Consider the following 24,010-nt stretch of genomic DNA (forward strand, 5'->3'; position numbering starts at 1 on the left):
AGGCAAAATCAAGTACTTTTTGAAAAAAGAGTTATAAATGGATAAACTCAACGCGATTTCTATTTTTTGCAAAGTGATTGAAACCCAAAGTTTTACATTGGCTGCAAAGCAACAAAATATTTCTGTGGCGATGGCAAGCAAATTAGTTTCACAGTTAGAAGAACATTTAAAAACACGATTGTTACAACGTACCACCAGAAAAATTATGCCTACTGAGGCGGGGATGATGTATTACCAACGCTGCCAAGGAATTTTGCTTGATTTAGATGAAGCTGATTCTAGCATCACCCACCTTACCAGCTCATTACAAGGAAATTTACTTATTTCTGTTCCTCGTGATTTTGGTTTACTTTTCATCGTACCGAATTTACCTCTATTTATTGCCAAGCATCCTAATCTACATGTTGAAATTGAGTTTAATGACAAAAAAATTGACCTTGTGGCAGAAGGCTATGATCTTGCATTACGTATCGGCCATATGGCGGACAGTTCTCTTGTATCACGCAAAATCAGCACAAATACGCTACACTTTGTGGCATCACCAAGTTATCTTGAAGCAAATGGTATTCCACAAACGCCTGATGATTTAGAACATCACAATGGCTTACTTTATAAAAATGTAATGAATCAAGTGAATTGGGTTGGCTCACGCATAAATCAAACACAGCGCTTCAAAATCCAATCCAAAGTGGTAAGCAATAGTGGTTTAGCCTTATTAGAAATGGCAAAAGCAGGACTAGGTATTGTGAATTTACCGAGATTTATTATTGGTCAATCTCTCGAAAAAGGGGAACTGATTGAAATATTACCAGAATATAAACAACAAAAATTAGAAATTCATGTGGTCTATCCAAACAGAAGACATTTACCAATAAAAGTGCGGGCATTTATTGAATTTTTATCTGGTTTAGGCTTGTGTTCAGAAATTTTGGAAAATCCTGAAGATAGTCACTAAATACCATAAAAAAATACCGCACTTAGGCAACCCTAAGTGCGGTTATTTTTATGCGTGTTTTTATAATGCTTTTAAGATGTCTTCAACACGATCTTTTGCATCACCAAAGAGCATTTGCGTATTCTCTTTGAAGAATAATGGGTTTTGTACGCCAGCGTAACCCACTGCCATTGAACGTTTGAACACAATCACATTTTGTGCTTTCCATACTTCTAACACAGGCATTCCCGCGATTGGGCTATTTGGATCTTCCATCGCAGCTGGGTTTACCGTATCGTTCGCACCGATAACCAATACCACATCGGTATCAGCGAAATCGTCGTTGATTTCATCCATTTCAAGTACGACATCGTAAGGTACTTTCGCTTCTGCTAAAAGCACGTTCATGTGGCCAGGTAAACGTCCTGCAACAGGGTGAATACCAAAACGAACGTTCACACCACGTTCACGCAATTTTGCCGTAATATCAGCGACTGGATATTGTGCTTGTGCAACAGCCATACCATATCCCGGAGTGATAATGACAGAACTTGCATTTTTCAACAATTCAGCCACTTCTTCTGCCGTAGTTTCACGGTGTTCGCCTTGTTCTTCGCTTGAAGAAACTTGAACATCGTTACCAAAACCACCCGCAATTACGCTCACAAATGAACGGTTCATTGCTTTACACATGATGTAAGAAAGAATTGCACCAGAAGAACCGACAAGTGCGCCAGTTACGATGAGCAAATCATTATTCAACATAAAACCTGCTGCCGCCGCTGCCCAGCCTGAATAGGAGTTAAGCATTGATACCACAACTGGCATATCTGCTCCACCGATTGAAGCCACTAAGTGCCATCCAAATGCAAGCGCAATCGCTGTCATTAATAACACAGGGAAAATGCTTTCTGGATTATTCAAGAATGCAACCATTAATAATGCAGATACCACAAGTGCAGCTAAATTTAATTTATGACGATGCGGCAACATTAATGCTTTTGAATTAATTTTTCCGCTTAATTTACCAAATGCAACAACAGAACCAGTGAAAGTTACCGCACCGATAAAAATACCTAAAAATACTTCGACATTATGAATATTCGTTAATACTGCTTGCTCTGCTACAAATGCGGCTTGTGCTGCTGCATCTAATCCTTCTGGCATTAATGCCTCATGGTGTAAACCATAGCTATTAAAGCCAACAAGTACAGCCGCTAAACCGACGAAACTGTGAAGAATCGCCACAAGTTCTGGCATTTCAGTCATTTCTACTTTTAATGCACGTTGAACACCGATTGCACCACCGATGATCATCGCAATAATGATCCAAAATGTTCCTTCAGAATGAGGCCCAAAAATGGTTGCGATAAGGGCAATTGTCATACCAACAATACCGAACCAACAACCCGCTTTAGCAGTTTCATGTTTAGAAAGTCCTGCCAAGCTCATAATGAAAAGTAATGCTGCTAAAATATACGCAGCCTGTACTAAACCTTCAGACATCGTGCGCTCCTTAACCTTTTCTAAACATTGCTAACATACGTTGTGTGACACGGAAACCACCAAAAATATTGATGCTTGCCACCAAAATCGCCACAAAAGCTAACGCATCGATAAATAGATTGCCTGTTGGCTGACGAATTTGTAATAACGCGCCTACAATAATAATGCCTGAAATTGCATTTGTTACTGCCATTAATGGTGTGTGAAGTGCATGGCTAACATTCCAAACCACGTAATAACCCACCACACAAGCTAAAACAAATACGGTGAAATGTGATAAAAATACAGCGGGCGCAACAGAAGCTAACCAAAGGAATAACACACCAACACCAGTCATCACACCGTATTTCACACGAGGATCTGTTGGTTTAGATTCTTTTTTCTCTACTACTGGTGCAGCTTTGGTTTCTTGTTTTGGTTGTGCAGACACTTGAATTTGTGCTGGTGGAATTTCTTCCCCATCACGAACAACGGTTACACCACGAAGCACCACATCTTCAAAATCAATATTGATATTGCCATCTTTCTCTTTGCACAAAAGTTTTAATAAATTGACTAAGTTTGTGCCATAAAGTTGAGAAGATTGCGTTGGTAAACGGCTTGGGAAATCCGTATAACCAATCACTTTCACTTGGTTTTCAGTTGTAACAACTTTCCCTGCTTGCGTATATTCACAGTTACCGCCAGTTGCAGCGGCTAAATCCACAATCACCGAACCTGGTTTCATTGAATCCACCATTTCTTTGGTGATTAAACGAGGCGCTGGTTTACCCGGAATGGCTGCCGTAGTAATAATAATATCGACTTCTTTAGCTTGTTCTGCATAAAGCTCCATTGCACGACGGTTAAATTCTTCCGACATCACTTTCGCATAACCATCACCACTGCCACCTTCTTCTTTAAAATCAATTTCTAAGAAGCTTGCACCCATACTTTGAACTTGCTCTTTCACTTCAGGACGAGAGTCAAAAGCACGAACAATCGCCCCAAGGCTATTTGCCGCACCAATTGCCGCCAAACCAGCCACACCAGCACCAATCACCAACACTTTTGCTGGTGGAACTTTACCTGCTGCAGTAATTTGCCCAGTAAAGAAGCTACCGAATTCATGTGCAGCTTCAATGACAGCACGATAACCAGAAATATTCGCCATAGAAGAAAGTGCATCCAATGCTTGCGCACGAGAAATACGAGGCACCGCATCCATTGCTAACACATTAATTTTCTTCGCGGTGAGTTTTTTCATTAACTCAGGATTTTGCATACGCCAAATAAAGCTCACAAGCGTTGCGCCTTCCTTCATTTGAGCGATTTCTTCATCTGTCGGGGCATTTACTTTGAAGATAATATCCGATTGCCAAATTTCAGCCGACGTACCGATCTTCGCGCCTGCCTCTAAAAATGCTTGATCTTCAAAACTAGCTTTAAAACCTGCATCGTGTTCCACGATCACGTCAAAGCCCAATTTCAATATTTGCTGAACCGTTTTCGGCGTTGCCGCCACACGGCTCTCATTCTCAAGCAGTTCTCTAGGTACACCAATTAACATACTGTTTCCCTCTGATTGATGATTGGGTTGATGAGATTAATGAACAAACCTTCGCCTATTCATCGTTAAAATGACAAAAAGTCAAACGGATACAACTGTATCATTGATTGAATGAAAATAGGTAACGTTTTTAAGTGGTTTTACAAGATATTGTGATAGGGATCACGAAAAATCTCATATAAAAACACCTCAAATTAGGTGTCCATATTTTGGGGTGCAGATCACTTTGTGCCTCAGTATTTTAAATCATAGCCTGTTTAAATATCAAACAAACTACAAACTTCTAAGAACTTAACACTAGAAATTAAACACTTTCTATTCTATATACCTCTCAGTTTTTTAGATATAAGCATTGCTAATACTATTAATGGTGACATCCTAGAAAACATATAGAAATTAAAAGATAGTATATCCTTTATCTCAAGAATAGAAATATCACCTAGATTTATGATAAAGGTAAACACGATAAAACATAAAGATATTATTATAAATCCAGATAGAAAAACAACGAGGGAATAAATAAAAAACTGAATAATATTATTAAACACTTATTCACCTCCTAGAATTATAGATTTAATGTTTTTCTCATTATTTTCCAATTTTTTACTTGTAGCTTCACTCGCCATTGAATCGACTACTGCCCCAAATCTAACTGGTAAATATTTATAATCTTCGTATCCTGTATAATAAAAATTTTTATTTCTATATTGAGGCTCATAATTGTTTTTATATTTACTAATACTTCTAACAACCAAGGAATCAATTGATTTCTCAGCTACTTTACCTGCAAAACTGCCAGCTGCTGTTGCTAACCCAGAAGATACTGCTTTATAACCAGCATGTTTAATTGAATCCTCATTAGACTCAAAATATCCTTGCAAGCCTGAACTCACGGTATTCACTATCAATGTCGTTTTAAAATTTGTTCCACCAGTAATAAATCCTGTTGTACCGCTCCAAGCTAAATCACTGGCTGATGTATCTTTACCTTGATAAGAGTTCCCCAAATGAGTGGCTGTCATACTTAAGCCTGAATTCACCACCTTTTCAGTCAAAATAGGGTGTGCTTTAGCAAAATCCCCAACTTTCGCTGTTGCAGAAACCACTTTGTTTGGTAAGTTCAATGTATTAACAGTTGCTGGCAATTTGCTTAATGCATTTGAAAGTACACCACCGCTATAAATCATTGCTCCAAGTTCCAGTCCATCCTTAACAGAATAAGCTAATTTTCCATTAAACGACTCTTTATAATTTTCAATCGCTTCATATTTACCGTTGATTGCATAATACATTTCTTCATCACGAGAATGTTTTTCTGCCCCCCACGATGGCGCGCGTTTCCTAACGCGTGCCCCAAATATCAAAAACTTACCTAAATGAGATCTTCACTATTTTTATTGATAAATCTAGGTCATCATTCTCCTTCTAAAGGAGTAGATTAAAAAAAGAAAAAAACCCCCGTTGAATATTTGATTGCAAACTTAATTAATTCATATAGTTCCCTGAAAAATATATCTTTATCTAAGTACTTCAGTACAATTTCTAGTAATAATTCAAGCTCTTCCTTTTTATCTATAGATTCATCCTCATAATCATCTATATTTTTATTTATTACGGTATTTACCTCATTAAAGAAACCCAATTTCCAGATCTCATCATATAATTCATTGGTTAAATTAATTTCTATTAAATCACCATCAATTGACAAATCATAGTCAAGTCTTTTCATTGCCTCTACAGATACAGGGACACTGATAACTTTCATTATTACTCCTTAATTTTAAAATGTGTTACTTGATTATACTCTGCTTTAGTACGACCTTGCTGTTTCCCATTTTCCAAAGTTTTATTATTTGGCACATGTCCGTTCAAATCTAAATAATTTCTTTTACCTGAAATACTAGGATCAAATATACGAAAGTATTTTCCATTAATATCTTCTACAATTTGGACTTTTGTTATTGGATTTTCATATATTCTTTTCCCTTTATCCGTCGTTGTGATAATCGGATTTTTTCCTGCAAACTTTTCTATAGACTCACTTAAACTAGCCTCTGCCCAATTTTTAGAATAAAGGTTTGCTCTATACTCCCCACCAGAAATCCTAACACTCTGATTCTCATACCCCTTGGTATCCCCAACAACCGGCAATGCCTCATTCGCATTTGAGCCTTTTGGCAACTTGAATCTAACATAATTTACTGCTGCATCTCCTATTGTACTGGCAGCTTTACCTGCTACTTTCCCCGCCCCTGCAAGCTCTAACAAGAGCTGTACCACCTCTCACAGCTGCCATCGCATCAATCTCATTGACCATATTTTTACCATAAAGGTAATTTACATCATCAAGATGATAGCCTGCGCCAAAAATATCTTTACCCGATTGCCATACCGCTTTTCCTGAATCCGATAACATTTCCTTACCGGCTGAAATACACATATCTTCTTTTAAACAGTTCGCAATACCAAAACTAATCGGCTTGAGTATATCCTCCGGATGATCAAATGCATGCAAGGTACCTTTTAAAGCCGCATCTGCACCATCCGATAACGATTTAGTATAAAGGTCATATTTTACTTTCGGTTGCAATGTCTTCGTTACGACATGGCCATTTGCTTTATCAAATTGTGCCAATGCATTCGAATATTTACCCGTTGAGTAATATTCATTTTTATCCACAACAGTAAACATCGATTGACGTTTACCATCCGAATTAATAAATGTACCTCGATTATCATAAGGTGGTACATCACCTTGAGCCGTTGCACCTCTTAAGAAAGACTGTGCTTGGCCATCTGTTTCGCCAATTTTCTTAAACCAAGCATAGTCGACTTCTTGAGCCGCTTGGGTAATTAATCGCTCCATCGCTTCTTGTTCAGTGACTTGGTGCCCTAAACGCTCACTTTCCTCTTGAGCAAAACGTTTTGCGTTTTCTTTAATCCATTTAATCTCATCAACATGAAGCTGTCTGTTATACGTCTCCGCATTGTAAGATGTCAACGCCCCCTGTTTAATCGTTTCACTTGTCCCGCCACTCACTGCACCCGCTGCCGCACCTATCGCCAACGCCGTCATTTGCTGTGCCGCTTGTTTAAGTTTCTCCTTTTGTTCCGCATCTAACTTGAGGTCTTTCGTGTGTTCATTTAAGTAATCTGTAACATACGTGTTCAACCACTCTGAACCTGCACCGGCTGCCGCACCTGTCGCAACATTCCCCCCTGACATCTTCGCTGCCAATGCGCCCGCAAGGGCATGCATCGCTATTTTCTCTTTGCTCCCGTCTTCAAAGCCCAATTTTTTTGCAAGGTCGCCCGTTACTTTTGCAAACAACTCACCCGCCACTTGTGCCGCTTCTTGTTGCTCTTTGATTTCCTGTAAATCAAAGGCTTTCACCTTATGATTTGCGTTCTTCGTATCACGTGAAAGTGCGGTCAGATTTTCAGGGGTTTCTGTGTCAATTTGAATATTAGACCCTATCGCTGATTGCATTTGACTTGTAGCACTTTCATGTTTATTCCCTAAAGCACTCGCCGCGGCAGCCATCGCATTTTTAGCATTCTGTGCCATATCCGTTGAAAGCCCCGCACTCACGCTTTTCACTTCAACCTCACTGCGGTTTTCAATATCAGTGTGAGTAAGCGATTTTGTTTTGAAGTGGTTCTTATCTTGGGCTGCTTCACTGTCAATCACAGAGCCCGCAAGGTGCGTATTCCCCGCAACCTTAACATCCATTCCACCTTTGCCCACATGGAAGCCCGTTTGTTCTTCCACTTGGGCATAGTTCACTTTCGCTTTGTTTTGAGAATAGTTTGCTTGAGCACTTGAACCACTGCCATAAATTGCCACACTAAAGCCTGCTCCGGCTTGAGTTTGTTTGCTGTCGTAGTGATTGCTGTCTTGACGGCTTTCTAAATTAAGATTGTCTTTGATGTCTGCATCCAATTTATCAGTGTTAACTACCGCGCCTTTAAAGTTGGCATTTTTACCAGTTTTAATCACTGTTTCTTCAGCATTCAGATAACTATTACGTTGTGTCACACTATCGCTATTTTCATACCCTTTACCAACTTGAGCAGAACCTTCTACACCAATGCCATAACTATTGCCATTAGCGCCTGCAAATACCCCAACACTCCAACCTGTGTTTTTATTCTCGCTTCGGTTATGATAAGTATCTTGTACTGACTCCACGTTTAAGTTCTTAGCCACATCAAGTTCTAAACGTTTTGCATTTAATGTTGAGCCCAACACATCAACATCGCCTTTTCGGCTGGTTAAATTCACCGTGCCAGCATTGAGATCACTGCCACGATGAGTGATTGTTTTACTTTCACTCGTTTGAGTAGATTTGCTCGCACCTACGCTAATAGAGACTTTAATGCTCGGATTAGATACATTACCTGCCGTCATATTTCCTAAATTAGAGACCGTTTTCACAACATTTTCTGCATTTTTAGCTAATTCAATACTGTTATAAGCCGCTTTCATTTGATGAAGCTGTTTCAATTTTTCATTTTTAACTTCATGACTACGCTTAATACTGTGCCCCATCGATTGCGCTGTGCTTACAACGGGTGATGTAACGGCTATCGTAAGTCCTGATTGTTTATACTCATGCCCCTCTTTACGTTCAATAATATCTTTTCCCGCTTCCACCTTCACGGCTGCCCCTTCAATATCAATCCGATTTGTGTTTGGCGTAATCATATCCGTACCAAGAACATTTGTATGATTACCCGCACTCACCCTGATATTGCCATTCATTGAACCTAGTGTGCTACGTGCATCAGACTGTGTCCAACCTTCTGTCTCATAATCATGTTTTTCTGATTGGGAACCCACGGTAATACCAATACCGCCACCCGTGAACACACCGTTGGTTTTCTTGGTTTCCACGCGCTTATTTTTAAAATGATTGGTATCTGCTGCAATATCAACATCATGTCCAGCCTGAATATGCAGATTATCATCCGCAATAGCCTGAATGCCTTTCGCCTTCACATCATGGCCTGCTGAAAGAAGCACCTCTTTACCACTCACCTGTGTGCCGACTTGAGTAACGGAGTGTTGTTGGTCTAGGCTGGTTTTGGTCACCTTCGCCACACTTCCACTTTTCGTTTTGTGAAACTCTTCAAAATCACGGCTTTCTTTTGCACCATTCAACACAAGGTCATTTTCAGTAATGGCCATTAACTTCGCGTCACTCTCTAGCTGTGCCCCTTCGGCTCGGAGATTTTTTGCCGTAAGCGTCACATCACCCTTGCCTTTTACTCGGCTGACTACTGCCTCTTCCACTTTCTCATGACGGTAATGATTGCCTGCGCCCATCTTTTCATCAAAGCCCACTGAAAGTGCGGTCAGATTCATGTTATTTTTGCTTTGAATAAGCGTGCTGCCATTACCATCGTTAATAATATCTGCCCCTTTAGCGTTTAGATTATTTGATGAGAGTTGTAACTGACCGTCTTCTCCTTTCACATGGAAAAGTGCTTTACGAGCCAGTGTCGTTTCACTACGTTGGAAATGAGATAAGTCCACCTTTGTCGTCATCGTGGTACTTTCGTGATTTAAATCACCACCCACATCCACCAAGAGGGCGCGCTCGGCTTCCACTTTACCGCCGATATTATCGAAGTTATTCGTGGTGTTGATGCCTACTTTATCACCCGTAATGGTACCTGCGTTGAATAAGCTTTCGGTATTTAATAACGTAAGCTTACGGCCTGCAATGGTGCCGCTATTGGTTAAGCGATTACTCCGCAAATCAATCACATCCGCTGAAATCAACGTGCCTTCACCATTTAAGTCTCCTTTCTGCGCCATGGCATAGACACGAGGCGCCATCACTTTAACTTGTTTTCCGCTTGGTAAGGTTACGTCTTTTTCTTCAAACCAGACAATATCTGACGTAAGTTGTGCAACCTGAGCAGGGCTTAAAGCCACACCTGGGGTTAAGTTGAAGCGTTTTGCAAAGGTAATACCATTATCCATCAACCCTTTATATTGCGCCTCTAAATCTTGATAACCCGTTAAGAACATTCGTCCCGTCAACTGATTCACTTGGTCACGCACTAAACGTTGCTCGTAATAGCCATCACCTAAGCGTCTCAAGATATTTTGTGGATCACGACGAAGTGCGTTGAACATATAGTCACTGCTCAACCACTTACGACGATCGGTAAACTGTGGATCAGTTTCAATTAATGGGCGATTAGTGGCCTCTGGATTGGTGTGATAAAGGCTTGAGGTTGGCAAAGAAACATCCGCACCAATCGTACGAATTTCACGCTGCCCAGCTTTTGCATTCGATTGATTCACGCCATTGGCAACATGGATATTATTGGCAAGTGCGAGAGTTTCCATCGAAAGATTGGCTTTTTCACCTTCAGGCGTCACTGTTGTATAGGCTTCCGTACGAACTTGTTTTAAATCCAATGGTGTATCAGTGATTCTTTGGTAGTTATGTCGGCCATCCCACTCTCGCTGGTGATATCGTTTAACTCCGCCTCGCCAACGAGAGTAAGTCCACTCTTGATTTCCATTATCAACAACTCGAGTAATCCCCATTTCGGGTACATTATTGACTTCTTCAGAAGGATTATTAGGGTTATAGATCTTACCTGCCGCAATTATTTGGCTGCGGTTATTTTCCACATTTCCATTAAATTCAACATCACCTTGACTCAAAATCTTACCAGGATGCGTTTCTTTTACCTTTGTTTCACTGGTAATACGTTCTTTTACATAGATATCCCAGAATCGATAAAATTCTTTACCTGAGAGCTTTTTATTGTGAGCCAAAATTGCAGCATCTAATTGCTCGAATGCTTTTTCATTTGCCTTCGCCCATTCAAAATAAGGTTTCATTTGAGCAGAAAACTCAACTAACTTAGCTTCATAATCAGCAACAGCTTTCTGGTACTCTACCATTTTTGATTCATATTCTTTCATGAGGCGATCATAATTACGACGATGACGCCATGTTCGTTTAGGCTGTTTAGGCTCTTCTGGTGCTTGCTTTAACGTTTCATCCAAGCCACTCAGATCGGGTAATGTTGGAGAAGTAGATGGAGGAGCAATATTAAATGCAGCCCATATAGGATCATTATTTAAATAAAGTGCTTGAGGCACAACAACACAGCCTGAACGGGTTTGCTCATTGGCGCATACCTCCTCATTTGGCATTGGTAAAATATGACCTTCAATTTTGCCATCTGATGGTCGCGTTACCTTATTTTGATTTTTATAAACCACTTTACCCGCTCGACTAAAGGATGCCCAACGAAGTTGATCGAAATTAATACGTTCAGAGCTCCCATCTTCAAGCAGATAATGTTCATCCACTTTTTCACGTTTGACTTCTTCTAACCTTGTATCAATACGCGCATTTTTGTTTAAAGTTTGATGCATACCAAGGACAACACCACGTCCCTCAATCAAACTACCGCTATTCAATAATTTATCGCCTAAATCTTTCGATTGATTGTTTTCATCTAGGCTACGTCCAAATACAACCTTCCCTTCAGAGGATAAGGTACCGCCAATACCGTTAAATGCCCAATTTTGAGTAAAGACTGTTTTACTGTTCTCAACGAAAGGCGCTGCAACATCTAGACGTTCTTTTGCCGCTACAACCGCTGATTTAATCGTTCCATCTGATTGTAATTCATCTGTATTCACTATTTTTTGACCAGCCTGCAAAGCAACATTACCACCGTAAATACGACCAGTACCGACATTAGTTAATGTATCACCAGTCTTGATAACATTTTCTACTGTCCCTTTAATCAACCCTCGGTTGGTTATATTCTGCTCACTTGTAAGTGCGGTTTGTTTTCCTTGAATTTCAGCATTCTCTGTATTTTCAATATTCTTCGCATTAACTTGGGTATGACCTTCAGAAAGCAATCCTGCTCGATTAATCAAATGTCCTTGAGTAGTTAAACTTAATGAAGAGCGACCAACTAAATCGCGTTGACTATCAAAATCTTGAATAAGTTGGATATTTGTATGGTTAGCCTCAATATCGCCATCACCAGAAAGTGCATTCACCTGAATATTCAGTTTTTCTGCAGCCTGAATTGAACCTTGACTATTTTTTATGGAAGCCCCTTTACCCTGAATGCGAATATCCCTGTAGAGAATAATTCACCTTGCGTGTTGTCTAATTGACTAACAATATTCAATACCTGAGAAGAAACCGAATAAACCCCACCTTGTTTATTGTCCAATTGCTGAGCATTCACCTCAGCCTTACCCGCAAGAATACCCTGTGTTGGTACTGATTGCGCACTCCCTTTAGTATTTTGGTTATTTAGATTAGTGGTATTAACCGTTAAATCACCCTGTGCTTGAATGAGTGAACCTGTATTGCCGACTTTTTGGTTATTAATATCCCTTGCAATATTTAACGTTGAAGAACCGTCAGCAACAATCATTCCAGCTTGGTTATCCACGGATAATGCTGTTAAAGTTAAATCTTTACCACTTAGCAACCGTCCTTCTCGATTATTTAAGAATTGATTTTGCTGGGTAAGACTCATATTGCCACCAGAAAGTATTAAGCCTTTTTCATTATTTAATCCTTGTTCTAGGTTTAATGAGAAATCACGCGCACCTTGGCTTGCCCATCGACCATGTTGATTCTCCACCCTTTGTGCGGTTGCATTAATCCAATCCGCTTTTAAATTAGCATGCTGCGTCAAAAGTTGAGAAGGTGTACGCAATCCGATCTCGTTTTTTGCAACGAGCGTCGCTTGATTTGCATTAATATCCCCCTCATGAGCCACAATATGAACATCCTGGCCACTTGTCTGACTATCGCTAACATCGACTGTTTGAGCTTGAACATCAACCTTACCAGAGGCAATATTTTTCCCTTTTGCAACAGTTGTTTTTACTGTTTTTATTTCAAGATTTTTAGTCTCACCAACCTCATCAACTTCGCGGACTTTACCATTTTCCTCAACACCCGCAGCTAATACAGAAGATTTGCCCGCTTCGACCGAATCCGCTTGATAACGAATATGTCCACCAGAAATAGTCGAGCCCATCTGAGTAATTTTATTTTTAGCATCAACTAGAACATCACCTCGTGCTGTTTCAACTTTACCCTTTTGAACAAAATCAGACTTGGTTTTGATTTGGATATCTTGTTTACCGCTAATCACCCCTTCATTAACAATACGGCCTTGACTATCAATCTTCACCTCACCCGCCGATGCACCAATGTGCCCCGCATTGCGTACGCCAAGGCCTTGGCCGTTATCCACTAAATGGATTTTCTCTGCATACATCCCGCCCAATTGGCTTACATCCACACTATAGCTTTGGTTTTCACTTTGCGTATCAGAAGTGCGGTCGGTTTTATCGGTGTTTTTATCACCCACGTACACAACCGAATCATTGGTACGGTCAACGTTATTTTTACCTGTGGTAACTTTAATGTCTTTTTTCGACCAAACCCCACCATTGATTTCCGCTTTATCAGCGATAATATCGGTGTAATCAGATTGACTGTTATTCATCCCTTTTGGGCCAACAGTCACCTTACCGCCTTTTACACGATAGCCTTTCAACTCGCCATTTTCTACTTCTGCTTTACCGGTTGTTAGCGTTGTTCGCCCAGCATTAATCACACCACAGCCATCACATTGGATACCACTTGGGTTGGCAATAACGACATCTGCTTTTTTGCCTGCAACTTCCACATAACCTTTTAAACGGCTTGGGTTAGCAGAGTTTACCTCGTTAAGAATGACTTTCGCTTCACCGCGAGCAAGATTCGGGTTACCTTGCACCCAGCCCGCCATTTGCGTTTGTGTTGCTTTACGGGCATTGTTTAACACGGCGCCTTTTTCTGCCACATCAAATTGTGAATATTGGTTACGTGATACCCCACCTGCACTTGGTGTTTGAATATTTACTTGCGGTAAACCATTCGCTGTTTGAAGTACTATGGGTTGTTGATTACCCGGTGCTGATTTATCTGCACGAATGGCCATATCTTCGGCATGAGCAGAAGGCGTTAAAAAGACGAAGCCTAATGCTAACATTAAGCTGAAATGAATAGGATTAAGTGAAAGTGCGGTTGAAAACAGCCCTATTTTTTCTTGTTCTGAGCTCACATTTTCACTTTGTGCTTTACCTTGAGATTTTGCTAGCTCAGATACCACGACAAGCTGATTTAATACACGGCTAAAAATCACTTTATAATGACGTTTATTCATTTTTTAATTTCCTTTAAGTTTTAAATTCTGTTTGGTTTTAATCAATTTATTCATCTAAAAGCGTGAGCATTAAAAACGGTAGCTCACATTAAATCCAGTTGTCACATGACTGGTTCTAAATCCTTCCGGTTTTTTAATTGGAACACCTACGAAATAATCATAGTTAATGCCCCATAGTTTGCCACGAAGTCCAATTGCGCCCCCCATTAGGCTGTCACCAATTTGAAGCTCTTCTTGGCTAGAGTGCACTTTACCTCGGTCAATCCCTAAATAAAGCTCATGTCCCTTATTGGCGATATTCCAACCGAGCTCATTTCGCCATAACCAACCTTTTTCACCAGAAAGCGATAGCTCGCCATCAAACCCTCGCACGGTATAACGCCCACCAATACTAAATTTATCTTGTTGTGTTAAAGGTGTGCCGTTCCATTGTCCATTCCAGCTTGTGTTAAAGCGGAAAGGTTGATTGCCGATAGTGAAAGGATAGGTAAAATCAACGCCTGCAGTAAAAATCTGCATGCGGGAAGTGCCTTCACCAAACTCTTCTTCCGGTGCAGGTAAGGATTTATTCCCACCCGTACCACGTTTATAGTTCGCAAACAGTTGTAACACTGTTTCACCAATGTATTGGGTGTGATTAAGCCCCACTTCCCAACCTGCCGTTCGACGACGTTGCACTTCAATTTCGGTGTCATTGATATAGTTATGCGATTTTTTTGTCCATAACGCGGCATTCACATAGGTTTTGTGAAGACTTCCACGAGATAATAAGCGACTTAAGTTCGCTTTCATTTGTTGGCTTTCACCTGAATAGGTATAAGACTCAAACGCGCCCGCTACCGTTTGGTGATAAGAATATTTTGAACCGGAAAGGGTCAAGAGATAGTTCTTCCAAGGAATAGAATAATAGAGACTGACATTTTTACTGCCATAATCGCCTTCCGCATCATCGCTATTACGCTTAAAGCTACGCGTACCACTGATATAGAACATATCATTGAGGGTTAGCACGTTATCCCAAGAAAACGTGGCTGAACCTTGTAAACGCCCCGTAGCTTTACTGCCTGAATCATCTAACCCCAAGGTTAAATGGAAAGGTAAGCGTTGCTTATAAGCAATCACCACGTCTGTTTCACCGACTGCATTCGTTGGCACAAGCTCCATATTCGCATCAGCACTCGGTACGCGTTTTAAGTTTTCTAAACCCTGTTCAATATTGCGAATATTTAATATATCCCCCTGCGCCATTGGCATGGCAAACCATAAGGTACCTCGGGTGGCAAACGGAATCGTACTTTGGTCTTGTAATTGAATACGGCCTACTTTACCCGGAATCACGGTTAACACGAGCATGCCTGAACGCAAATCCTGTGGCTCGACCACCACGCGGGTAGTGACATAACCCAAATCAATTAAACGATTTTGAATACGACGAAGTAATACATTAATCCCCTCAGAGCCAATACAAGTAGGCAGCGCAAAATCACGCCCAGCATAAACTGACTTTAATGCCCAAGAGAATCGGCTTGGTTGGATTAATTTAAGGGAAGAGGCTGATGAACTTTCTTCAGCTTGATAATCGGTCAGCACCAATTGATTGATAGGAAAACATTGTGATTCATTCTGCGGAAAGCCACGAGAGGCTTCTTTTCCCCCTCTAAACGCACATTTGCGGATTGTGTTTGCTGGGCTAAGATAGCCGCATCTTGTTCCGCTTGTTGCCTCTGTTGTTTGGCATCGATTTGTTTTTCTAAATTGGCATTTGGTGAGCTTGGCGCTGAAAAACCAAAAGGTGAAATAAATAATAAACTAGAAAGAAAAAAGTGTGAGGATTTTTTCATTGTTACCCTAAAGATAAAGTTATTAATGAATTATGGTTGATAAGATATCAAAATCTATTTAAAAAAACTATAAAGTTTACATCAGTAATTTCTTTTATTTTTCATTAGTTTAAATATAAAAAAAATCTGCATCAAACTTGGGCTTGATGCAGATAATTTGTTTATTGGCCATTAATATAAAATTAATCACCTAATTGAACAGGCTCAACTTTCCAAATTCTCTCTGCGTACTCTTTAATCGTGCGGTCAGATGAGAAGAAGCCCATATTCACGATATTTTGAATGGTGCTTTCAATCCATTGGTCGCGTTGTTTGTATTTTTCATCTACGGCTTTTTGAGTTTCTACATAACTACGGAAATCAGCGAAAGCTTGATAATAATCGTGGTATTGCAAGCCTTGTAATAGTTGATGATAACGTTGAGGATCTTCTGGTGAGAATTTACCCTCAATAATTTGATCCACGACTGTGCGTAATTGAGCATCATTTTGATAGTATTCAAACGAGCGATACCCTTCTCGACGAAGTTGCTCAACTTGTTCCACAGTGTTGCCGAAAATAAAGATGTTATCTTTACCCACGTTTTCCAAGATCTCTACGTTTGCACCGTCAAGTGTACCGAGTGTCAATGCGCCATTTAAGGCAAATTTCATATTACTAGTACCTGATGCTTCAGTACCTGCAAGGGAGATTTGCTCTGAAATATCCGCTGCTGGAATAATTAACTGGGCAAGGCTCACGCTGTAATTTGGAATAAATACAACTTTTAAACGGCCTTTCAAACGCTCATCATTATTGATGACATTTGCAACATCATTAATTAAATGGATGGTTTGTTTCGCTGCATAATAAGCCGAAGCGGCTTTACCAGCTAAAATAAATACGCGCGGTTGCCAATCTTGTTCAGGATGAGCAAGCATTTCATTATAGCGAGCAATAATATGTAATACGTTCAACATTTGACGTTTATATTCGTGAATACGTTTTACTTGCACGTCAAATAAAGCATGCGGGTCAAGCTCTACCCCTAACTCGCGTTTTACGTACTCCGCTAATTTTACTTTGTTGGCAAATTTAATATCAGCAACAGCCTCTTTAAATGCTTTTTCTTGTGCGAATGGTTTGAGTTTTGCGATTTGGCTTAAATCGCAACGCCATTCTGAGCCGATATATTTATCAAACAATGCGGCTAATTGTGGATTCGCAACGGCTAACCAACGACGCGGTGTGATACCATTTGTTACATTGGTAAAGCGTTCTGGGAAAATACGAGCAAAATCTGCAAAGGTTGAAGTCACCATTAAATCAGAATGAATTTCTGCGACCCCGTTAATTTTGTGTGAACCTACCACGGATAGCCATCCCATACGCACTTTACGTTGGTAGCCTTCTTCGATAAGAGAAACGCGACGGATAAAATCGTTGTCAGTCGTCACATAAGTGCGGACATATTCTAAGAAATGATCGTTAATTTCAAAAATCATCTGTAAATGACGCGGTAAGATTTTCGCCATCATTTCCACTGGCCAAGTTTCTAATGCTTCCGACATCAAAGTATGGCAGGTGTAAGAGAAAATATTACGCGTCATCTCCCACGCTTTTTTCCACTCGAAACCTTCATCGTCCACTAAAATACGCATTAATTCAGGAATCGCTAACGCTGGGTGGGTATCGTTTAAGTGGATTGCCACTTTGTCAGCCAAGTTTTCAAGGCTATCGTGGGTGCGTTTGTGACGGCGTAAAATATCTTGAAGTGATGCAGAGACTAAGAAATACTCTTGACGTAAACGCAATTCGCGACCATTCCACGTAGAATCATCAGGGTAAAGCACGCGAGATAAGTTTTTATTTGAGGAGTGTTCTTCCAATGCGGCTAAATGTTCGCCACGGTTGAAGTCGGCAAGGTTAAACACTTCGCCCGCGTGTGCCGACCATAAACGTAATGTCGCCGCAGAATTATTTTGATAACCTGGAATCATTTGGTCGTAAGCAAGTGCGGTCACTTTTTCGGTATCTTGCCAAATACATTTTTTGCCTTCGAAATGAATGTTTCCGCCAAATTCTACGGTAAAGCGTTTAGAGGGGCGAATAAATTCCCACGGGGCACCTTTTTCAAGCCATGCATCTGGGCGTTCTACTTGCTGACCGTTTTCAATTTTTTGGCGGAACATACCATATTCATAACGAATACCGTACCCCATACCTGGTAAACCAAGGGTCGCAATCGAATCCATAAAGCAAGCAGCTAAACGACCTAAACCGCCATTACCTAAACCAGGATCAACTTCTTTTTCTAAAATCTCTTCTAAATCCACATTTAATTCAGAAAGTGCTTCTTGTGCTAATCCATAAATGCCTTCTGCAATCATCGCATTAGATAGCGTACGTCCGATTAAAAATTCCATTGAAAGGTAGTAAACACGGCGAGAATCTTCTGCTCGAGTTTGGCGAGCAGTGGTAATCCAACCCTCTGTTACTAAATCACGCACAGCGTGGAGTGTTGCATTTAGCCAATCGCGTTGGCTAGCTTCACGTGGAGAGCGACCGATTAAGAAAATGAGTTTGTAAACGATTGATTTTTTAATCGCTTCAACGGTCATTTCAGGACGATTATATTGGAATGGAGAATCAAAGTTATCCATTATCATAGGTAAAACCTCTATTAGAATGCTAAGAAATGATTAACGTAGGGTGTAATGAATTTGCAAAATTCACGCACGTTTGCAAAAATCAATCAAAATTTGACCGCTCTTTGAGTGCGTGAATGTTGTTCACTCAGCCTACAAAAGTAGTTCAAATTTTATGCTTATCTTTGTAAAAAACAAGCCCAATCACACCGCTTGCAAAAGATTCTTTCACAAGCGGTGTGATTGTTAAGTTTACGAATAAAACTACAAGCGTTCATAAAGCGTTCTATATTGCTCTGCAGCTTTACGCCAGCTGAAGTCTTGTTCCATTGCATCGGTGCGAACCATCGACCACGCACGCGGTTTTTGCCATAAGGCAAAGGCACGTTGCAAGCAATGGCGGAGAGCTTCAGGAGTTGCACTTTCAAACACAAAACCTGTTGCGGTGCGAGCTTTAATACTTTCTGAGGTGCTATCCACCACCGTATCCGCCAAACCACCCGTTTTACGAACGAGTGGCAGTGTGCCATATTGCAAACCATAAAGTTGGGTTAAGCCACAAGGTTCGAAACGGCTTGGCACTAAAATCACATCGCCACCTGCCACCATTAAATGCGAAAGGGCTTCATCATAGCCGATTTTTACCGCAATATTGTTAGGATATTGCACTGCAAGCTCACGAATACCTTGTTCCAAGTGCGGTGCACCTGAACCTAAAATCATCAACTGCCCGCCTTGTTTTACAATTTCATCCGCACTTTCAATCAATAAATCCACGCCTTTTTGTTCGGTTAAACGGGTGACCATCACAAATACCAAGGCAGATCCATCTTGTGGCAAATTGAAATACGCTTGCAATTCGGCTTTATTTTTCTTTTTGCCTGCCATATATTTCAGTTTGTAATGGTGCGGAATGTATTGATCCACGTTTGGATGCCAAATATTTTCGTCCACGCCGTTTAATATCCCCACCAAACGACCTTGAGTTTTTAAGCCAGAAAGTAAGCCTTGTAAACCGTAGGCAAATTCTGGTGTCGTGATTTCTTCTGCATAAGTTGGGCTTACCGCCGTGCTTGCATCAGAATAGAACAATCCTGATTTTAAATAAGAAATTTGTCCGAATAACTCCAGACCGTCCACATTAAACATGCCTGCTGGCAAACCAATTTCGTACAAATGATGATAAGAAAACTGCCCTTGATACGCCAAGTTATGAATAGTGAACACCGATTTTGCTGGACGACCTTTATTGAACAGATATGCTGCACATAAGCCAGCGTGCCAGTCATGAGCATGTACCACTTCTGCACGCCACCAGCTATCCAACCCAGTGGCAAGCTCTGCCCCCACCCAACCGAGCAAGGCAAAACGTTTGTAGTTGTCGCCGTAATCGTTGTAATAAGCATCGTGATACGGATTGCCCTCGCGACCGTATAAGTGCGGTGCGTCAATCAAATAGATCCCGACACCGTTATATTCTCCATAACGCAACACCACGTGCCCAGCGAAGTTATCAAATTCCGCCACAACTTGGGTATTCGGAATCCCTGCTGTAATTGCAGGATAAGCAGGCAATAAAACGCGAGCATCCAGCCCGATTTGGTTCTGTGCTTGGGGTAATGCCCCTAAAACATCGGCAAGCCCGCCTGTTTTTAAGAGCGGATAGAGTTCCGAGCAAACGTGTAAGATTTTCATTTAATCTTCCTATTTTTTAATAATAACGCGTAGGGTTGTTATATTACCCAATCTTTACTCTCACAAGGTAAGTAATAACTACCTTTACATCCGTAGGGTGGGCGTAAGCCCACGAAATAGTAAAATATCCGTGATAATGCGTGGGTTTACACCACTCCATACGCTACCTTTGGGGCTAAAAGAAAGATTATAAGTGCGGTCAAAATTAACCGCACTTTTCATCCTTAATCTAAATGCTCCTCAGATACAACGTCTTCCCCTTCTAATTTTTTCAGCATTTTCGGGGTAACTAGAATCACTTTACCTGTTGAACTGATACGGAATCGTTTTTTATCTTCTTCCATATTCACGCCAATTTCCATGCCATCTGGAATAATACATTCACGGTCGAGAATACAGTTTTTCAATATACAATTCTTACCGATTTTAACTTGTGGCAATACCACGCAATGATCCACTTTTGAGAAAGCATCAATTTTAACGCGATCGAATAGCACGGAATTACTGATAGAGGAATCAGTAATCACACAACCACCGCCAATTAAAGAATTATCGACTGGATGAATATTTGAATTTTTGTAGAAGAATTTTGACGGATAAGCTTGAATAGGATTACCACGAATTGGCCAGCTTTGGTCATAAATATCTAATTGTGGATTTTCAGAGACTAAATCGATATTGGATTGCCAGAAACTATCAAGTGTTCCTACATCACGCCAGTAAATTTCGCCCTCAGTGTTGCGTCCCATACAAGAACGGCTGAATGGGTGAGCATAAAGCGTGCCTTCTTCTAAACATTTTGGCAACACATCTTTACCGAAATCGTGGCTAGTTTGCGGGGTATTAACTTCCTGCTCAAGCATTTTATAAAGATAATCCGCATCAAATACATAAATCCCCATTGAAGCAAGCGAAATATCAGGTTTACCCACCATTGCTGGCGGATCTTTCGGTTTTTCAACGAAAGCTTTTACTTTCAAGTTTTCGTTCACTGCCATTACGCCAAATTCATGCGCTTCAGAACGGGGCACTTCAATGCAACCTACGGTACATTTTGCACCGCTATTGACGTGATCCATCAACATCACGCTGTAATCTTGTTTGTAAATATGGTCGCCTGCCAAGATCAAAACATATTTAGGGCGATAGTGATCACGAATAATCGCCATATTTTGATAAACAGCATCCGCCGTACCACGATACCAAGTTGAATCATCAATTTGTTGACGAGCAGGAAGCATATCAACAAACTCCCCTTTTTCTTGTGGTAAGAAAGACCAACCTGTTTGCAAATGACGAAGTAAAGAGTGTGCAGCGTATTGAGTCACTACCCCAATTCGGTTCAAACCAGAGTTAATACAATTAGAAAGTGCAAAGTCAATAATACGGCGATTACCACCAAAATAAAGAGCGGGTTTTGCACGTTTATCCGTAAGTTCATGCAAGCGTGAACCACGTCCCCCCGCAAGAATAAGCACCAAAGTATTTTTAACTAAATCATATTTGTTAAGGTCGCCAGATTTCATAAGGATCTCCATAGTCTTATTGTTATTCGTCATTCAGCATACAAAAGCCCATTGAATAAATTTCGGCTTGTTGTGCTTCAAGGGTTACATTATGTGTGCCGATTTGGGGCTTCCATTTCCCATTAGGCAAGTTAAACACCTGACCTTCGGCTTTGGCATTAATCAACAAAAGCCAGCGATTATCTAAAACTACCTGTAATGCTTTGGTTTGTTGATTTTGCCAATCTTCAACTGTCATCGGTTCGCCTGCAATGTTCAGCCATTGCACATTCTCATCCGACCACCATTGATCTTGGTTTAAACTGCCCATTTTTTTGCGAAGTGCAATCGTTTGCTTGGTCAGTTCAAATAATTCTTCGTTAAAATTTACCCATTTAAGCCAAGTAATCTCGTTGTCTTGGCAATAGGCGTTGTTGTTGCCATATTGCGTGTTGCCGAACTCATCGCCAGCCAACAACATAGGCGTGCCATTGGCAAGTAATAAACTCATTAATAATCCACTTTGTGCAAAAGTGCGGTTATTTTCTACCGCACTTTTTTGCGGTTCAGTAAGATTTTCAGTCGAACCCTCTATACCGTGGTTGTAGCTGTAGTTTTCGTTTCTGCCGTCGCGATTTTCTTCGCCATTGGCTTCATTATGTTTTTGGTTGTAACTCACTAAATCTTTAAGCGTAAAACCATCGTGAGCAGTAATAAAATTAAGTGTAGTATGTGGTAAGCGGTTATTTTTCTTAAATAAATCGCTAGAACCTGCAAAGCGTTCAGCAAATGCACCAATTTCGCCACTTTTCCATAGCCAGAAACGGCAAAGATCATCACGGAAGCGGTCGTTCCATTCGGCAAAATAACTTGGGAAATTGCCGACTTGATAGCCGTAATGTCCGATATCCCAAGGCTCGGCAATCAATTTAATATTCTGTAAACTTAGCTCATTTTTAATATCTGTAAAAAGCTGAGCTGACGAGTTAAAATCAGGTGTATCACGCCCCAAAACAGTGGCTAAATCAAAACGGAAACCATCAATATGGCATTGCTCCACCCAATAACGCAAACAATCCACCACCCATTTTCGCCCTACATCAGAGGATAAATTGAGCATATTGCCGCAGCCTGTCCAGTTGATGTAATGCCCGTTGTCGTTACGCCAGTAGTAAGTTTGGTCATCAATACCACGCTGGCTGAACGTTGGGTAAGTTCGCTCTGATTCTGCGGAATGGTTAAATACCACGTCTAAAATAACTTCAATACCCGCTTTGTGAAACGCCTTTACCATCGCTTTAAATTCAGCCAATGGATTATTTGTTGCCGCATATTTAGGTTCCACCGCAAACATCGCTAAGGGATTGTATCCCCAGTAATTTTGTAAGCCTTGTGCTTGTAAGTGCGGTTCATTGATATGGAAATTAACAGGCAGCAATTCCACCGCAGTCACACCTAATTTTTTTAAATAAGCTAAATTGATAGGATGACTTAAGCCCGCATAAGTACCACGCAACGCCGCAGGGATTTTCTCGTTTAACTTGCTAAACCCTTTAACGTGTAATTCATACACAATGGTTTCAGCCCAAGGCGTATTGGGGGAGGTATCATTTTCCCAATCAAAATCTTCCGAAATCACAACCGCTCTTGGGGCAAGATGTGCGTTGTCGCGATTATCTAAAAGCAAGAACCAAGAACGACTTTCTTTACTACTTAAATCAGGTTTACCATTCACGGCTTTCGCATAAGGATCTAGCATTAATTTATTCGGGTTGGCAAATTCGCCGTGAATACGGAATCCATATTCCGTACCCGTTTTCACGCCAGTTACCGTCAAATGCCACACATTTTCAGTACGCACCATCGGCAAACGGGTTTCTTGGTTTTGTTCATCAAAAAGACAAAGCTCTACGCCTGTTGCTGCCGCAGAAAACAGAGCGAAATTGGTAATTTGTACACCGTTTTTGACCGCTTGTGAGTATCCCATTGGAATAGGATTGCCGTTGTTGTAGATTTTGAACATATTTTTTATCGCTTTTGTAGGGGGCAAATTACATTTGCCCTAAAACATCGGTGGTTTATCAGGGCGAATGTAATTCGTCCCTACAATTTATCTATTCGGA

12 protein-coding genes and 2 pseudogenes are annotated in these 24,010 nt (G+C 40.7%); 1 reads left to right on the forward strand and 13 read right to left on the reverse strand.

Annotated features, from left to right (window positions below; translation table 11 throughout):
* The first annotated feature begins 37 nt into the window (after positions 1–37).
* Positions 38–955 carry a LysR family transcriptional regulator gene (locus tag DV428_RS06635; protein ID WP_114909135.1) on the forward strand — a complete coding sequence of 306 codons (918 nt, stop codon included), beginning with the start codon at positions 38–40 and terminating at the stop codon, positions 953–955.
* Positions 956–1,015: 60 nt separating this feature from the next.
* Here the strand turns inward: DV428_RS06635 and pntB are convergent, their stop codons facing one another.
* From pntB to glgX, 13 genes and pseudogenes are all read right to left on the reverse strand, one after another.
* On the reverse strand, positions 1,016–2,440 hold the full coding sequence (gene pntB, locus DV428_RS06640; RefSeq protein ID WP_005637794.1) for a Re/Si-specific NAD(P)(+) transhydrogenase subunit beta: 1,425 nt from the start codon (positions 2,438–2,440) through the stop codon (positions 1,016–1,018).
* A gap of 10 nt (positions 2,441–2,450) precedes the next feature.
* A complete protein-coding gene (gene pntA, locus DV428_RS06645) occupies positions 2,451–3,989 on the reverse strand; it encodes a Re/Si-specific NAD(P)(+) transhydrogenase subunit alpha (protein ID WP_114909136.1) in 1,539 nt (512 codons plus the stop codon).
* Positions 3,990–4,537: 548 nt separating this feature from the next.
* Positions 4,538–5,353: a hypothetical protein gene (locus DV428_RS06655; RefSeq protein WP_114909138.1), complete on the reverse strand. Its 816-nt coding sequence runs from the start codon at positions 5,351–5,353 to the stop codon at positions 4,538–4,540.
* A gap of 74 nt (positions 5,354–5,427) precedes the next feature.
* Positions 5,428–5,754: a hypothetical protein gene (locus DV428_RS06660; protein ID WP_114909139.1), complete on the reverse strand. Its 327-nt coding sequence runs from the start codon at positions 5,752–5,754 to the stop codon at positions 5,428–5,430.
* A gap of 2 nt (positions 5,755–5,756) precedes the next feature.
* The gene (locus DV428_RS06665; RefSeq protein ID WP_114909140.1) at positions 5,757–6,257 is read right to left on the reverse strand and encodes a hypothetical protein; all 501 of its coding nucleotides are present in this window, start codon (positions 6,255–6,257) and stop codon (positions 5,757–5,759) included.
* A complete protein-coding gene (locus tag DV428_RS06670) occupies positions 6,220–12,042 on the reverse strand; it encodes a hemagglutinin repeat-containing protein (protein ID WP_114909141.1) in 5,823 nt (1,940 codons plus the stop codon). Before DV428_RS06670 ends, DV428_RS06665 begins: the two co-directional genes overlap by 38 nt.
* A gap of 47 nt (positions 12,043–12,089) precedes the next feature.
* Positions 12,090–13,043, reverse strand: a complete 954-nt coding sequence (locus DV428_RS09845) for a hypothetical protein (RefSeq protein WP_420920773.1) — start codon at positions 13,041–13,043, stop codon at positions 12,090–12,092.
* Positions 13,044–13,094: 51 nt separating this feature from the next.
* Positions 13,095–14,219, reverse strand: a pseudogene (locus DV428_RS09850) (two-partner secretion domain-containing protein); the annotation flags it as partial.
* 69 nt (positions 14,220–14,288) lie between these two features.
* A pseudogene (locus DV428_RS06680) lies at positions 14,289–16,060 on the reverse strand (ShlB/FhaC/HecB family hemolysin secretion/activation protein).
* Between the two features lie 182 nt (positions 16,061–16,242).
* On the reverse strand, positions 16,243–18,708 hold the full coding sequence (locus tag DV428_RS06685; RefSeq protein WP_114909143.1) for a glycogen/starch/alpha-glucan phosphorylase: 2,466 nt from the start codon (positions 18,706–18,708) through the stop codon (positions 16,243–16,245).
* 243 nt (positions 18,709–18,951) lie between these two features.
* Complete coding sequence (gene glgA / locus DV428_RS06690; protein ID WP_114909144.1) at positions 18,952–20,382, reverse strand: glycogen synthase GlgA; 1,431 nt, start codon at positions 20,380–20,382, stop codon at positions 18,952–18,954.
* Between the two features lie 224 nt (positions 20,383–20,606).
* Positions 20,607–21,908: a glucose-1-phosphate adenylyltransferase gene (glgC, locus tag DV428_RS06695; protein WP_162790790.1), complete on the reverse strand. Its 1,302-nt coding sequence runs from the start codon at positions 21,906–21,908 to the stop codon at positions 20,607–20,609.
* A gap of 22 nt (positions 21,909–21,930) precedes the next feature.
* The gene (gene glgX / locus DV428_RS06700; RefSeq protein WP_114909146.1) at positions 21,931–23,910 is read right to left on the reverse strand and encodes a glycogen debranching protein GlgX; all 1,980 of its coding nucleotides are present in this window, start codon (positions 23,908–23,910) and stop codon (positions 21,931–21,933) included.
* Positions 23,911–24,010: the final 100 nt, after the last annotated feature.

It is taken from the genome of Haemophilus haemolyticus, from assembly GCF_003352385.1.
Lineage (GTDB): Bacteria > Pseudomonadota > Gammaproteobacteria > Enterobacterales > Pasteurellaceae > Haemophilus > Haemophilus haemolyticus_I.